General features: G+C 71.6%; 13 protein-coding genes. 7 read left to right on the plus strand and 6 right to left on the minus strand.

Annotation, left to right across the window (positions count from 1 at the left end):
- Window positions 1-1,191 (minus strand): AAA family ATPase (locus tag AB0M20_RS06925; RefSeq protein WP_364294971.1); only part of this gene is annotated, 1,191 nt, incomplete at its 3' end.
- A 94-nt stretch (window positions 1,192-1,285) separates the two neighbouring features.
- On the opposite strand from AB0M20_RS06925, the gene AB0M20_RS06930 reads away from it, so the two are divergent.
- Window positions 1,286-2,083 (plus strand): methyltransferase domain-containing protein, encoded by a 798-nt coding sequence (locus AB0M20_RS06930; RefSeq protein WP_364294974.1) that lies wholly within the window; start codon window positions 1,286-1,288, stop codon window positions 2,081-2,083.
- Here the strand turns inward: AB0M20_RS06930 and AB0M20_RS06935 are convergent.
- Together AB0M20_RS06935 and AB0M20_RS06940 are read right to left on the minus strand one after the other, a co-directional pair.
- Window positions 2,064-3,977, minus strand: coding sequence for an ATP-binding protein (locus tag AB0M20_RS06935; RefSeq protein WP_364294977.1), 1,914 nt, complete (start codon window positions 3,975-3,977; stop codon window positions 2,064-2,066). The two genes, AB0M20_RS06930 and AB0M20_RS06935, sit on opposite strands and share 20 nt — an antisense overlap.
- A 10-nt stretch (window positions 3,978-3,987) precedes the next feature.
- Window positions 3,988-5,232 carry an ATP-binding protein gene (locus AB0M20_RS06940; RefSeq protein ID WP_364294980.1) on the minus strand — a complete coding sequence of 415 codons (1,245 nt, stop codon included), beginning with the start codon at window positions 5,230-5,232 and terminating at the stop codon, window positions 3,988-3,990.
- Window positions 5,233-5,553: 321 nt separating this feature from the next.
- On the opposite strand from AB0M20_RS06940, the gene AB0M20_RS06945 reads away from it, so the two are divergent.
- Both AB0M20_RS06945 and AB0M20_RS06950 read left to right on the plus strand, forming a co-directional pair.
- Entirely contained in the window at window positions 5,554-6,150 is a 597-nt protein-coding gene (locus AB0M20_RS06945) for a DUF6230 family protein (RefSeq protein ID WP_364295004.1), read from the plus strand.
- A gap of 1 nt (window position 6,151) precedes the next feature.
- On the plus strand, window positions 6,152-7,561 hold the full coding sequence (locus tag AB0M20_RS06950; RefSeq protein WP_364294983.1) for a DUF6114 domain-containing protein: 1,410 nt from the start codon (window positions 6,152-6,154) through the stop codon (window positions 7,559-7,561).
- Here the strand turns inward: AB0M20_RS06950 and AB0M20_RS06955 are convergent.
- Entirely contained in the window at window positions 7,542-7,943 is a 402-nt protein-coding gene (locus AB0M20_RS06955) for a DUF1992 domain-containing protein (RefSeq protein ID WP_364294986.1), read from the minus strand. The genes AB0M20_RS06950 and AB0M20_RS06955 overlap by 20 nt on opposite strands.
- Before the next feature lie 26 nt (window positions 7,944-7,969).
- On the opposite strand from AB0M20_RS06955, the gene AB0M20_RS06960 reads away from it, so the two are divergent.
- Window positions 7,970-8,239: a DUF2277 domain-containing protein gene (locus tag AB0M20_RS06960; RefSeq protein WP_364294989.1), complete on the plus strand. Its 270-nt coding sequence runs from the start codon at window positions 7,970-7,972 to the stop codon at window positions 8,237-8,239.
- On the opposite strand, the gene AB0M20_RS06965 is transcribed toward AB0M20_RS06960, so the two are convergent.
- Window positions 8,227-8,697, minus strand: coding sequence for a peroxiredoxin (locus AB0M20_RS06965; RefSeq protein WP_364294992.1), 471 nt, complete (start codon window positions 8,695-8,697; stop codon window positions 8,227-8,229). The genes AB0M20_RS06960 and AB0M20_RS06965 overlap by 13 nt on opposite strands.
- A gap of 143 nt (window positions 8,698-8,840) precedes the next feature.
- Between AB0M20_RS06965 and AB0M20_RS06970 the strand changes: the two genes are divergently transcribed.
- Window positions 8,841-9,173 carry an STAS domain-containing protein gene (locus tag AB0M20_RS06970; RefSeq protein WP_364294995.1) on the plus strand — a complete coding sequence of 111 codons (333 nt, stop codon included), beginning with the start codon at window positions 8,841-8,843 and terminating at the stop codon, window positions 9,171-9,173.
- An 80-nt stretch (window positions 9,174-9,253) separates the two neighbouring features.
- Here the strand turns inward: AB0M20_RS06970 and AB0M20_RS06975 are convergent, their stop codons facing one another.
- Complete coding sequence (locus tag AB0M20_RS06975; RefSeq protein WP_364294998.1) at window positions 9,254-10,324, minus strand: ROK family protein; 1,071 nt, start codon at window positions 10,322-10,324, stop codon at window positions 9,254-9,256.
- 121 nt (window positions 10,325-10,445) lie between these two features.
- Here AB0M20_RS06975 and AB0M20_RS06980 point away from each other — a divergent pair, with 121 nt between their 5' ends.
- Window positions 10,446-11,966 carry a DUF1800 domain-containing protein gene (locus tag AB0M20_RS06980; RefSeq protein ID WP_364295001.1) on the plus strand — a complete coding sequence of 507 codons (1,521 nt, stop codon included), beginning with the start codon at window positions 10,446-10,448 and terminating at the stop codon, window positions 11,964-11,966.
- 12 nt (window positions 11,967-11,978) lie between these two features.
- Window positions 11,979-13,253 (plus strand): DUF1501 domain-containing protein, encoded by a 1,275-nt coding sequence (locus AB0M20_RS06985; RefSeq protein WP_364295007.1) that lies wholly within the window; start codon window positions 11,979-11,981, stop codon window positions 13,251-13,253.
- Window positions 13,254-13,599: the final 346 nt, after the last annotated feature.

The raw sequence follows: 13,599 nt of genomic DNA on the forward strand, positions 1-13,599 counted from the left end.
TTTATGTTTTTGTTTAAGTAAACCACCGTAACTTAACATACGTTTTCTGTATAAACCTTGTTCTAAATCTTGAACAATTTCTGCGTCTTTTTCAATGCCGAGCCCGTCGTGCAGAGCGGCCGCGACGATCGGGTGCGTCAGCGAGAGCCTGCCCGGGACCGCCGGCGTGGCGGGTGCCGCGCCGGCCGCGGATCCGGAGACGAGCCCGGCGACGATGCCGGCGGCGCGCAGGGTGTCGGCGGCCAGCGCCGCCGGTCCGGGGTCCAGGCCCGCCAGCGTCGCCGCGTCGTGCAGCCGGGCATCCGGGCCGAGCACCGCCAGGGCGCGCGCGAGCGCCGCGCAGCCGTCCGGCAGGCGACGCAGCCGCTGCGTGAGCCATCGGCCCACCTCGTCCAGGCCCACCACGTCCGGGCCCACCACGTCCGGCGCCAGCTCCTCGCCCGGTGGCGTACCCGTCGTCGCCAGGTGGGTGAGCAGCGCCCTGAGCAGGAACGGGTTGCCGCCGGTGGCCTCGTGGCAGGCCGTCGCGAACCGCGGGCCGGCGGCCGGGAAGCGATCCGCCACCAGCTCGGCCGCGACCGTCGCGTCGAGCGGGCCGAGGCGGACCAGCGTCGAGGTCGCACCGGTCAGGCACTCGCCGAGCACGTACGGGTCGCGGGCGGGCTCCCCCGAGCGGACCACCAGCAGCAGCGTCAGCGGCAGCTCGTCCACCCGCCGGGCCAGGCCGGTGAGCCAGCGCAGCGACGGCACGTCCGCCCAGTGCACGTCGTCGACGCAGAGCAGCACCGGCGCCCGGGCGGCCAGCGCCGCGGTGAGTGCGGCCAGGCCGTGCTCCGCCGCGTAGGTGGCGTCGGCGGTCGACGCCGGCGGCGGGGTGCCGCCGGTCAGCGCCCGCAACGCGAGCGCCGCCGGACCGCGGCACAGGGCCGGCCAGGCCGGACCGGCCTGCACCGCGGCGAAGGCCTGGCGCGCCACCCCGAACGAGAAGTCCTGGTCCAGCGGGTTTCCCCGGGCGCGCAGCACGGTCATGCCTCGGGCGCCGGCCAGCCGGAGCACCGCGCCGGCGAGGACGCTCTTGCCGATGCCGGCGCCGCCCTCGACGACCAGCAGGCGCCCGGACCCCGCGGCGGCCGCGTCCAGGCCGCCGGCCAGCAGGGCCAGCTCGGCGTCGCGGCCGCGGGGATCGATCATCGGCTCTCCGAAATCTCGGTATCGCCTCCACGATGAACCGTCGCGGCCTCCGGGACCAGCATCTGAGCACATGGTTGACAGTCCGGAGGGGAAAATGACCACCTACGTGATGGGGCGAACGCCCGAGGAGTACGAGCGGCTGCGCCGCCAAGCTGCGATCTGGGAGCCGGCCACGGCCCGCGTGCTAAGCCGCGCCGGTCTCGAGCCGGGCGCCCGCTGCCTCGACGTGGGCTGCGGTCCGGGCGAGACGATGCGGCTGATGGCCGAGCGGGTGGGCCCGACCGGGCGGGTGGTCGGCCTGGACGTCGACGTCCCGCTGGGTGCGTTGGCCGCCGAGCGCAGCGGCGGCGAGTTCGTGGCCGCGGACGTGACGGCCGACGACGACGCGGTGCCGGCGGGCGGGTTCGACCTGGTGTACGGGCGGCTCATCCTGCTGCACACCCCCGATCCCGTGGCGGTGCTGCGGCGGATGTGGCGGTGGACGGCGCCCGGTGGCGTGCTGGTGGTGCAGGACTACGACATGCGCACGGTGGACTCGTATCCGCCGATCGACGTCGTGGACGAGTGGCGGCGGGTGTTCCTGGGGACGTACGCGGCGGCCGGGCGGGACGTGCGGCTCGGCTCGCGGCTGCCGACGCTGTTCGCGGAGGCGGGCATCGGCGCGCCCGACGGCACCGACGTCGCCGGGATCCTGGGGACGATGGCCGACTCGGCGGGGATGCTCGCCGCCACCTACCGCAGCATCGCGCCGCTCGCGGTCGCGCACGGCCTGATCGACGAGGCGCAGCGCGACGCCTATCCGGCCGAGGTGGCGGCGGCGGCCGGGCAGCATCCGTCGGCCTGCGCGATGTGGCCGCTTCTGATCGGCGCCTTCAAACGGAAGCAGCGCTAGGCACGGCGGCCGGCAGGGTCATGGTGAAGGTGCTCCCAGAGCCCGGGACGGAGTGTACGGAGATCGCGCCGCCGTGCTCGGTGACGATGTTGCGCACGATCGCCAGGCCCAGCCCGGAGCCCTGCACCGCCTGATCCATCGCGTTCGCGCCGCGGTGGAACGGCGTGAACAGCCCGGGCTGGTCGGCCAGGGGCACGCCGATGCCGGTGTCGGTGATCTCCAGCTCGGCGCTGGGCCCGGCGCTGGGCCCGCCGCCGGTCACCCGGCAGGTGATCGAGCCGCCGGCCGGGGTGAACTTCACCGCGTTGTCGAGCAGGTTGCGCACCGCCCGCTCGAGCTGCTCCGCGTCGCCGTTCACCCAGGCCGGGCCGGCGTCCACGGTGAGCAGCACCCCCTTGGTGCGGGCGGCGACGACCACCTCGGCGGCGACCGCGGACGTGACGGCGGCCAGGTCGACCGGTGCGGCCGCATGGTCGCGCTGCCCCGCCGGGCCGAGTAGGAGCAGGTCGGCGACGGTCTCCTGCAGACGCACGGCGTTGCGCAGGATCGCCTCGAGTCCCCGGCGCTGCGGCGGCGTCAGGTCCTCGTCCTCGCCGAGCATCTCGGCGTACCCGAGGATGCTGGTCAGGGGCGTACGCAGCTCGTGTGTGACGGTCGCGACGAAGTCGTCCTTGCGCCCGTCGAGCGCGCGCAGCTCGCGGATCAGCCGAGCCTGGCGGGTGTGCAGGCGCTCCTGGCCCACGGCGTACTCGATCTCGCGGGCCACCGCCTCGACGTGCTGCCGCTCCTCGGCCGTCCACTGCGGACCGTCGTGCCGGATCAGGCAGACGAGCCCCGGCGCGCAGGCCGCGTCGCCCCCCAGCGGCACCGCCAGCGCGCCCCGCAACGGCACGCCGGCCTCGAGGCCCGGTGCGTCCAGGATCGCCCCGGCCACCGCGGCCGGGAGCGGGTCGGCGTCCGCCGGCCAGGACACGTCGATCGCGGCGGCGTCGATCGCGGCCCGCCCGTGCACCGCGTCGGCGCCGAACGCGCCGGCCAGCATCTCCGCGACGCGGATGCCGATCTGGTGCGGGTCGCGGTGACTGCGCAGCTCGGCGGCCACCGCCTGCCGGAGCTCTGTGCGGCGGGTGCGTGCCTGTTCGTCGGCGAGCAGCCGCTCGGTCTCGGCGGCCAGCTCGTTGAGGGTGCCGATGACGGCGCGCAGTTCACGCGTACCCGAGGGAACGGCCCGGGCCGACCGGTCGCCGGAAGCAAGCCGCTGCAGCGTGCGCCGGATGTGTTCGAGCGGGGCGAGCTGATGGCGCTGCAGCGCCGCCGCCATCGTCAGCCCGACCGCGATGAAGGTCATCGCCAGGCCGGCGAGCAGGATCTGCACGGTACGCGCGCGGCGACGGTCGGCGGCGGCCACGGACTGCTGCTCGGCGCGGATCGCCGCGTCGACGGCCGCGTTGGCCGTCCGGATCTCGTTGAACCACTCCCGGGCGCGGGCGGCACGTGCTTCGTCACGGTCGGCGACGCCCGCGTTCACGATCGGGACCGCGTACGCGTACAGCCAATGGGACGCCGCCGCACGCTCGGCGACGAGCAACCGGCGCACCTCGGCGTCCGGGGCTAGCGCGTCCACGTGGTCGAACGCGGTGAACGCGCCGACCCGCCCCGAGTCGTAGGGCGACAGGAACGTCCGGGCGCCGGTCAGCTGGAACCCGCGCACCCCGGTCTCGGCGTCCGTCATGTGCTGCAGGATGTCCTTGTTGGCCGCACGCGCCTCATCGAGCCGGTCGGCGTGCCGCATCCGGGCGTTCTGCATGCCCTCGCCGACGACCATCTGCACCACCACCAGCGCGACGAACAGCACCAGGAGCACTGCGATGCCCGCGGCGACACGGCGCTGCACGGACTCCACGTCAGGCGTCCGGGAGCGTGAAGGTCACGGTGGTCCCGCCGCCGGGTGCGCCGTCGACCCAGATCCGGCCGCCGTGCCGCTCGACGATGCGCTGGCAGGTGCTCAGGCCGACGCCGTGGCCCGCCTGGGTGCGGTCCACCCGGGTGAACATCTCGAAGACCCGTGCGCGGTGCTCGGCGGGGATGCCGACGCCGTTGTCGGCGACCGAGATCGCCCAGCCGTCCGGGAGCCGTTCGGCGCCGACGGCGACCTGGCAGGTCCGGGCCGGGCTGCGGTATTTGACCGCGTTGCCGATGAGGTTCTGCAGCAGTTGCCGGATCAGGGTGGGGTCGCCGTGCACGGCCGGCAGTCCGGCCGGGACGGTCACCTCGGCACCCGCCTCGTCGATCGCGCGGCGCAGATCGGTGATCGCCTGGCCGGCGAGGTCGGCCACGCCGGCGGTGGCCGTGCGGCACGGGCCGCTGCCGGCCTGCGCGTACGTGAGCAGCGCCTCGATCAGGCGCTGCATGCGGGCCACCGCGCGGGTGGCCGACGCGATCCAGGCCTGCGCCGGTCCGGTGCCGGGCTGCTCGTCGCCGAGCAGCTCCAGGTATCCGTTGACGACGGCGAGCGGCGCGGCCAGGTCGTGGCTGACCACGCCGGCGAACTGCTCCAGCTCGGTGTTCGAGCGCTGCAGCTCGGCGTTGACGGCGGCCAGCTCGGCGTGGGTCCGCCGGAGCTCCTGGTGCTGCTGTTCCGAGGCGGCGAGCAGTTCGTAGTTGAGCCGGGCCTGGCGGCGCCGCTCGAACAGCGCCAGGATCACCTGGGCCAGGTCCTCGAGCCGGTCGATCTGGGCCTGGGACAGCTCCCCGGGCTCGGTGTCGAAGACGCACAGCGAGCCGAGCGCGTGTCCCTGGGGTGTGACCAGCGGCGCGGAGGCGTAGAAGCGGACCTTGGCCAGCTCACCGGTCACCCAGGGGCTGACCTGGTACGTCGGGTCGAGGCTAGCGTCCGGGACCCATACGAACTCACCGGCCTCGAACCGGATCGCGCACATCGAGTCACGCCGGGTCGAGTCGCCACCCTCGAAGCCGGTGGTGGTGAGCTGGCACTGCCGGTGCTCGTCGATCAGGTTCAGGGTGGCGAAGGGCACCCCGGCGACCACGGCGGCGACCCGGACGACGGCCTCGAGCTCGTCGTCCGCCGGCGCGTCGAGCAGCCGGTACTCGTGCAGCGCGGCCAGGCGCTGCTGCTCGTGGTCGGTCACCTCCTATGAATCGGCAACTGTCGCCCCGGGTTGAGCAGTGCACGACGCACGGACCGAGCCGTTCCTGGGAGATACCTGTGGTTTGTTACCGATCCGTAATATGACGCTGTTAGTTCACCGCACCGTAACCGATGTTAGGGGCAAAGCGGTCGCTGAACCGGTACAGGTTACGCCACGTGATCGCAATCGACGCCGGTCGTGTTACTGGCCGGTAATGACCGCGCTTGTGACCTGCGCGACAGCGGAGCAGCATGTCAGCGCATCGACCGCCCCCACTGAAAGAGGCCTCAATTGACCTCCCCCTCGGATAGCGCAGTGACGGTGTCCGGTGGCACCAACTGGAAGAGATTCGGCATCGCCGCCGGCGCATCCGCCCTGATCGCGGGCGGCATGCTGTTCGCGATGGCGAACGGCGCGATCGCCGCCAGCTTCGCCGTCTCCGGCCAGGACTTCAAGATCTCCGCCGACCGGCTCGACGGCGACGGGTTCGCCCAGTACGGCGGCGCGGTCAAGGACGCCAAGGGCAACCTGATCCCGGTCGCTCTGTCCGGCATCGAGAACGCCAAGCTCACCAACCTCTGCCAGTCGGTGCACGTCGACGGCTCCCCGGTCAGCCTCACCATCACCGCGGGCACCGCCGAGGGCAAGCCGGCCACGGCGACCAACCTGCTGATCGGCGTCAAGGACCTGGCCGGCGACGCGACCTTCACCAACATCAACATCGGTCAGGACGCGAGCACGCTGGACAAGGGCGGTCCCGAGGCCCGTGGCCAGCTCGGCGCGTTCGGCCAGCAGGCGGACAAGGTCGTGATCAACGGCCTGCGGCAGACCGCCGTGTCGACCACGGCCGGCACGTTCAAGCTGACCGGCCTCAACCTCAAGCTGAACCTCGGCGCCAAGCCGAAGGAATGCTTCTGACGTGGCCGCCGCGGATAACTGGCAGCGCTTCGGGCGGTGGCGGCGCGGGCGACCCTTCTGGGGCGGCCTGCTGCTGATCCTGGCCGCGTTCGCGCTGTTCCTGAGCGCCAACCTGTCCCTGGGTGACCTGAAGGTCCACATCGGGATGGAGGGCTATCTCTCGTACGTGCTGCCGGTGATTCTGCTGCTGTGCGGGCTACTGGCCTGGCTCACCCCGGGCCAGCGCCACTTCTACGCAATCATCGGCCTGCTGACTTCGCTCTACTCGCTGATGGGCCTGAACCTGGGCGGCTTCGGCGCAGGAATGATCCTGGGCGTCCTGGGCGGCGCCCTGGCAATAGCCTGGACCCCCACTCCCCGCACCGAACCGACAGAGCCGGCCCAGCGAGCCGAGGCATCTCCGCGTGCGGAGCTGCCCCCTTTTGACCACCCCGCCCTCTCGCCGGAGCACCGGGATGGGCGGGTTCACCACCGCAAGTTGATGGTCATCACGCTGGTGCCGCTGCTGGTCGGCGCCGGCGTGATCGTCGGGGGCAACGCGTCGGCCCGCGCCGACGAAGAATGCCCCAAGGGCGTGCCGTCGCGGTCCACGTCGGCATCTCCCGACCAGAAGGCGCGCTCTCCAAAGCCCACCAAGAAGGCGCCGGCCAAGAAGGCGCCGGCCAAGAAGACGCCCGCCAAGAAACCGGCCACCGACCCGGCCGAGGACACGGAAGATCCAGCCACGGACGAGTCGGGCAATCCGATCGTCGACGGCTGGAACGACTTCGTCGAGGGCGTCGGCGATCTGCTCGGCATCGGCGGCGAGGAGTCTCCGTCGCCGTCCCCTTCTGCCCCGCCGGCCTCGTCCCCCACCCCGAAGCCGACCCCGCCCGGCGTCCCCGGTCAGCCCACGCCGTCCGGGAAACCCAGCGCGTCCCCGGCACCGTCGCAGAAGGCGGGGGACATCCCCTGCCTCGGCCCGCGGGTCCTCAACAAGAAGGCCTCACCCGAGGACGTTCCCGTGGTCTCCATCAAGGCCGGCATCATGACCGGCGACTCCCTGGAGATGTTCGATTCGACCTACGACGGCGTCACCGAGATCGACACCGCCGAGGGCCGGAAGCGGGTCCTGAAATTCAGCATGCGGGAGTCCATCACCAGGCCGTTCACGCTGGCCATCCCCGAGGCCGGCGGGCGCACGACGCTGATCGAGAGCGGCGAGCTGAAGACGACCGGCAACGTCCGCTTCTACACCAAACGGTTCAAGGGCAAGCTGTTCGGCCTGATCCCGGTCACCTTCACGCCGGAGCAGCCGCCGCCGCTCACGCTGCCGTACCTGAAGTTCACCGATGTGAACATCGACCTGGACTTCGTCCGCTCGGACGTGCTGACCGGCAAACCGCTCGAGATCACCGAGAAGTCTTCCTAGATCGGCGGGCCCGCCACCCGCGCACCACGTCATCGGCATCCAGGGGTGGCAGCAGGGTCGGCGGGCCGTCCATCAGGCCGACGCGAGCCTTGCGGATCTGCTCGTTCAGCGCCGCCACGTAGTCGCGCACGGCCTGCTCACTGGGTTTGCGATCGACGAGCTGCTCGATCTCGGCGCGCTCACGCCGCAGGGCCAGGCTGGGCGGCAGCACGCCGGCGGTCGCACCCTCGCGGCGCAGCCAGTCCTTGACCCACCAGTCCTCGTCGTATTCGCTGCCGGCGCCGGGCAACGGCTTGCCGGCGCCGGGAAGGTTGTCGAACTCGCCCCGCTCCCGCGCCTCACGGAGCTGGCGGTCGATCGACGACTCGTACCAGTGCACCATCGCTCGATCGTAATTAGTGTTGGGGCATGTGCCGAAACATCCGCCAGCTCCACAACTTCGAGCCGCCCGCCACCCACAACGAGGTGCAGGCCGCCGCGCTGCAATACGTCCGGAAGGTGGCCGGGACCACCAAGCCGTCACAGCGCAACGAGGAGGCCTTCAACCGAGCTGTGGCCGAGGTCACCAAGATCACCGAGGAACTGCTCGCCGAGCTGGTGACCACCGCGCCGCCGAAGGACCGCGAGGTCGAGGCGGTCAAGGCGCGGGCCCGTGCGGAGAAGCGTTACGCCTCCTGAGCTTTTCCCTCCAGCGCCTGCAACGCCTGGTCGGCGTGCGCGTTCATGTTCGCCTCGCTGTGGATGACCTCGAGGATCCGGCGGTCGGTGTCGATCACGAAGGTCATCCGGCGGTTGCTGAGCGGGCCGAGCGGGAGCTTGCGACGCACGCCCAGCGCCCTGGCCACCGTGCCGTCGGTGTCGGAGAGCAGCGGGTAGTCGAACCCGTGCAGGTCGGAGAACTGCCGCTGCTTGGCGACCGGGTCGCGGCTGATCCCGACGCGCTGGGCTCCGGCCGCGGCGAACTCGGCCGCCAGGTCGCGGAAATGGCAGCTCTCCGCGGTGCAGCCGCTGGTCATGGCGGCGGGGTAGAAGAACAGCACGACCGGCCCGCCGGCCAGCAGCTCGGTGAGCCGGCGCGGTTTGCCGTCCTGGTCGAGCAGCTCGAAATCGTCGACGAGATCGCCTTTGGTGGTCACCGGGTTGAGGTTACTCGCCGGTTCGCATCGGCCGGATCGATGCTCGGTCCCAGAGACGGGCTCGCATAGGCTGTTAACCAGCCGTTGACCCTGCGAGCCCCTCGGAGAACCCCCGTCCGCCCCACGGAGAAAGCGACACCGCCATGCAGGTCTCGGTCGCGCACCATCCACCGAACACGGCCGTTCTGGTCCTGCGCGGATCCCTCGACATCGACACCGCGCCCGCGTTGAAGGCGAACCTCGGACGTCTCGTGGAGCGGCCCGCACCCCGGGTCGTCGTCGACCTGTCCGGGCTCGACTTCTGCGACTCGATGGGCGTCGGCGTGCTGGTCACCGCCCACGGCCGCGCGATGGAGCGCGGCGGGTGGGTGCGGCTGGCCGCGCCGACCGGCTTCCTCCGGCGGCTGCTCGACACGCTCGGGCTCACCGATTACCTCTCGCTGCACCCGGACGTCGAAACCGCGCTCAAGGACTGATCAGGGGGCGCCCCGAGTGCGTGGGCGCCCGCGTTGCGTAGCGCCCTGTCAGCGGGGAACGTCCGGTGTGGACTTCAAGGTCAGCCTTCAGTCGTGACAGGGGCGGCGGCGGGGTTGCGGACGGCGTCGAGGGCGGCCACCGCCGCCCCACGGGCACCGGCCATGTCGAGATCCGCCACGAGCGCGAACTCCGCCACGGCGGCCTGCTCCTCCCGTAGCTGGGTGTGCTCGCGCACGGTGGCGAGGAACCACTGCCGGAAGTGCGGCAGGGCCTCTACCACACCCCCGCCCAGCAGGTACGCGTGCGGATCGGTGAAGTTGGCCGCGATGGTGAACAGCTTCCCGATCGCCTTCGCCTGCTGCCCGAAGACCGCCAGGGCGAGCGGATCCTCCTTCTCGGCGTACCCGCGCAGCATCTTCGCCGCCTTGTCGATCGGCTCGGCGGCGAGGGGGTGGCCCGGGAACTTCGTCAGCCAGTACGGCAGCAGGCTCTTCTTGATGCCGGTCAGCGAGGCGATGCTCTCCACGTCGCCCTCGAACCCGCAGTTGCACTGCGGCACCGGCTGGTCGTCCTCGAGCACGCCGTGCAGCGGGATCTGCACGTGACCCAGCTCGCCGGCCATCCCCGCGGCGCCGCTGACCACCCGGCCGGCCTCGACGACCCCACCGCCGAGCCCTGTGCCGACGATCGCCGCGACCGAGCCACGGTTCGCCGCGTCCGCACCGAAATACCGGTGGTGGGCGTACAGGGCGGCGGCGTTGGCGTCGTTGTTGTAGATCACCGGCAGCCCGATGCGGGCCTCGAGCGCGCCCCGGATGTCGAAGCCCCACCAGGCCTTCTCGCTGAAGTTCGTGGAGCCCTTGGACGAGATCACGCCGTCCGCGGTGGCCGGGCCGGGCGTGTCCAGGCCGACGGCGCGCACCAGGGTCAGCGGCGTGCTGGTCATGGCCAGGATGCCGTGGAACGCCTCGGCGAGCTGCTCGACGGCGGCCTCGGGCCCGTCGTTGACCAGGCTCGGATTCTCCACCAGGTGATCGACGAGATATCGACCCGTGGCGTCGAGGACGGTGGCGTTGTTGCAGGTCCCGCCATTGTCGAGGCCGACGACGACCCAGGAGGCGGGAGTTCGTACGCGTTCGGTGTGATCCACACCACCGAGCGTACGTCCGGGTGCCGTTGCCGGGAACGGGTGCCCGCGGATTGCGCATCGGTTGCGCGTGTCCGAATCCGCGATTCGAGCCACCGGCGCGGCCGAACGGCGTGTCATGCAGATGACGACGACCTCGCGCCGCACCGTTCTGGCCACCGCCGCTGCCGCCGCCGGAGCCTCCGCTCTGGTCGTGGCCGGTGGAGCCGCGCCCGCGTACGCCGCCGCAACCACCGACCTGCTCCCGTCGGACCAGATCGCGCATCTGCTTCGCCGCGCCACCTTCGGCGCCACCCCGGCCACCCTGGCCGAGGCCAACCGGCTCGGCGTCAACGGCTGGCTCGACCAGCAGCTGAACCCGGCCGCGATCAAGGACACCGTCTGCGACGGCGTGCTGGCCCGGCTGCCGCTGGCCGGCGCCGACATCACCGCCGTGCGCGGGAAGCTGAAGGTGCACTCCTACGACGCGTTCAAGGAGCTCGGCCGGGCCACTGTGGCCCGCGCCATCTGGAGCAACCGGCAGCTGCTGGAGTCGACGGTCAACTTCTTCTCCAACGTGCTGCACATCGCCGCGCCGTCCTCCGGCGTCAGGGACAGCCGGGCCGACTACGACAAGCAGGTCATCCGCAAGCACGCCTTCGGGACCTTCGCCGACATGCTCAAGGCGTCGGCCCGCCACCCGGCGATGCTGACCTACCTCGACAACCGGTCGTCCACCAAGGCGCACCCCAACGAGAACTACGCCCGCGAGCTGATGGAGCTGCACACGGTCGGCATGATCTACACCGAGGCCGACGTGAAGGCGGCGGCCCGGCTGCTCACCGGGATGACCGTGAGCAGCGCCGGCACGTACACGTACACCGCCTCGAAGCACGCCACCGGCGCGGTCTCCGTACTCGGCTTCACCCACGCCAACGCCACCGCCGAAGGCGGCGAGGCGGCCTCCCTCGCCTTCCTCGACCACCTCGCCAACCACCCCGCCACCGCCACCCGCCTGATGACCCGCCTGTGCGTGCGGTTCGTCGCCGACGAGCCGCCGGCCTCGCTGATCGAGAAGCTCGCGAAGGTCTACCTCGACAACAAGACGGCCATCGTCCCGGTGCTGCGTGCGCTGTTCACGTCGCCGGAGTTCGCCGCGTCGGTCGGCCAGAAGGTCCGCACCCCGTTCGAGGACCTGGCGGCGACCGTGCGCACGCTCGGCCTGGCACCCGAGGCGACCGGCGTCGCGGGCCTGGACGCCCTCTACAACATGCTGGTCGACGCCGGGAACGCCCCGTTGCGCTGGGCGCCGCCGAACGGCTTCCCGGACGTCGCCCCGGCCTGGGCGTCGCCGTCGGCGTTCCTCATGCGCTGCAACAGCCACCTCAACCTCGCCGCCGGCTGGTACCCCAAGCAGCTCGTGCGTCCCGCCGACCTGCTCAAGTCCCTGGTGCCCGTCCTGCCCGCCACCTACGGCGCGCTGGTCGACGCGCTCGCCGTGCGGCTCGTCGGCACGAAGCTACCGGCCGCGCACACCGCCGCCGTGCTCAGTGTCGCGGGCAAGCTGCCGACGAGTTCCTTGAGCAGCTCCGACAAGACGCTCGCGGGCAGCGCGCCGTACCTCATCGCACTGGTCCTCGACGCACCGACGTTCTCTCTTCGTTAGGCGGCGATCGTGATGGAAGCCGAGATCTGCGGTTGTGACGAACTCAAGTCATCGATGAGCCGGCGGCGGCTCCTGGGGCGCACGCTCGCCGTGGGTGCCGGCGCGGCGTTGACCGGCCTGGTCAGCGAGGGCCTCTCCACGCAGCTCGCCTTCGCGGCCGAGGCATACGCCGGTGACACCCTCGTGGTGCTGTCGTTGCGCGGCGGCTTCGACGGGTTGTCGGCGATCGCGCCGATCGGCGACCCCGACTACTACAAGGCCCGGCCCGGCATCGCCCTGCCGAAGAGTCAGGTGATCGCGGGCGACGGCACCTTCGGCCTGCACCCGGCCCTGGCGCCGCTGCTGCCCATGTGGAGCGGCGGGAATCTGGCCGCGGTGCACGCGGTGGGCCAGCCCAACCCGACCCGGTCGCACTTCGCCGCGATGGAGGAGATGGAGCGGGCCGCGGCCGGCACCTCGGTGCGCAGCGGCTGGCTCGACCGGATGCTGGGCATGACCGGCAGCAAGGCGCCGCTGGCCGGGGTCGCGATGGGCGACGCCATGCCGGCCCGGATCTTCAGCGGCCCGTCGGCCGACGTGTCGATGGCTTCCGTCGACAAGTTCATGCTGGCCGGGGAGAGTGCCAAGCGGCCGATCGCCGCGGCCCTGCGCAAGATGTACGCGGACGCGCCGCCCTTGCTGGCCGCCCCGGCGCTGGCCGCCGACGCCGCGCTCACCGCCAACACCCCGTTGAAGGCGGTGGCGTACACGCCGGCCAACGGCGCCGTCTACCCGGCGACCGAGCTGGGCGCCGCCCTGAAGGACGTGGCCCGGCTGATCAAGTCGAACGTCGGCCTCGCCGCGGCGGCCGTCGACTCCGGCGACTGGGACATGCACGAGGGCCTGGGGACCGCGGTCAAGGGCCAGCGGATGTACGACAACCTCTACGAGGTGTCCCTGGCCCTGGCCGCCTTCGCCGCGGACATGGGCCCGGACGGCATGAAGAACGTGACCCTGGTGACGATCAGCGAGTTCGGGCGGCGGGTCGCGGAGAACGGCTCGCGGGGCGTCGACCACGGTCACGGCAACGCGATGCTGCTGATGGGCGGCGGGGTGCGCGGCGGCAAGGTCTATGCGGCGTGGCCGACCCTGGCGCCGGGCGCGCTGGCCGACGGCGACCTGGCGGCCACGACCGACTATCGCGCGGTGATCGGCGAGATCCTGCAGAAGCGCTGCGGTTTCGGGGCGCTGGACGAGGTCTTCCCGTCCATCGCACCGTCGGACTTCGGGCTGGCCGCCGCACGCTGACAGTTAGACCGGCGATCACGTCCGGCACACCCCTGATCGGCCTAGTCATGGCGGTCGGCGTCGCCGGTGCGGCGCGATCGACCGGGGCCTGGCCGACGGCACCCCGCAGCGCGCGGAAGAGGTGCTCGAGCAGGGAAGCCGCCTGACCACTGTGGGTCTACATCCTCGATGGGGTCAGTTGGCGCAGGTCAGACGCCCAACACTCAAGATCTGGTACCGATTTGGCGCAAGCGGCACTACATATTGCGCCAAATGCGGCGCGGCGAGCCGTCGAGTAGACGTCCGCCGATGTCACTTACAGTCAGGGAGAACGCCACCGGCCTCGCGAGCGCCAACTCGCGAGGCC

It is taken from the genome of Actinoplanes sp. NPDC051633 (assembly GCF_040681735.1).
Classification (GTDB): domain Bacteria; phylum Actinomycetota; class Actinomycetes; order Mycobacteriales; family Micromonosporaceae; genus Actinoplanes.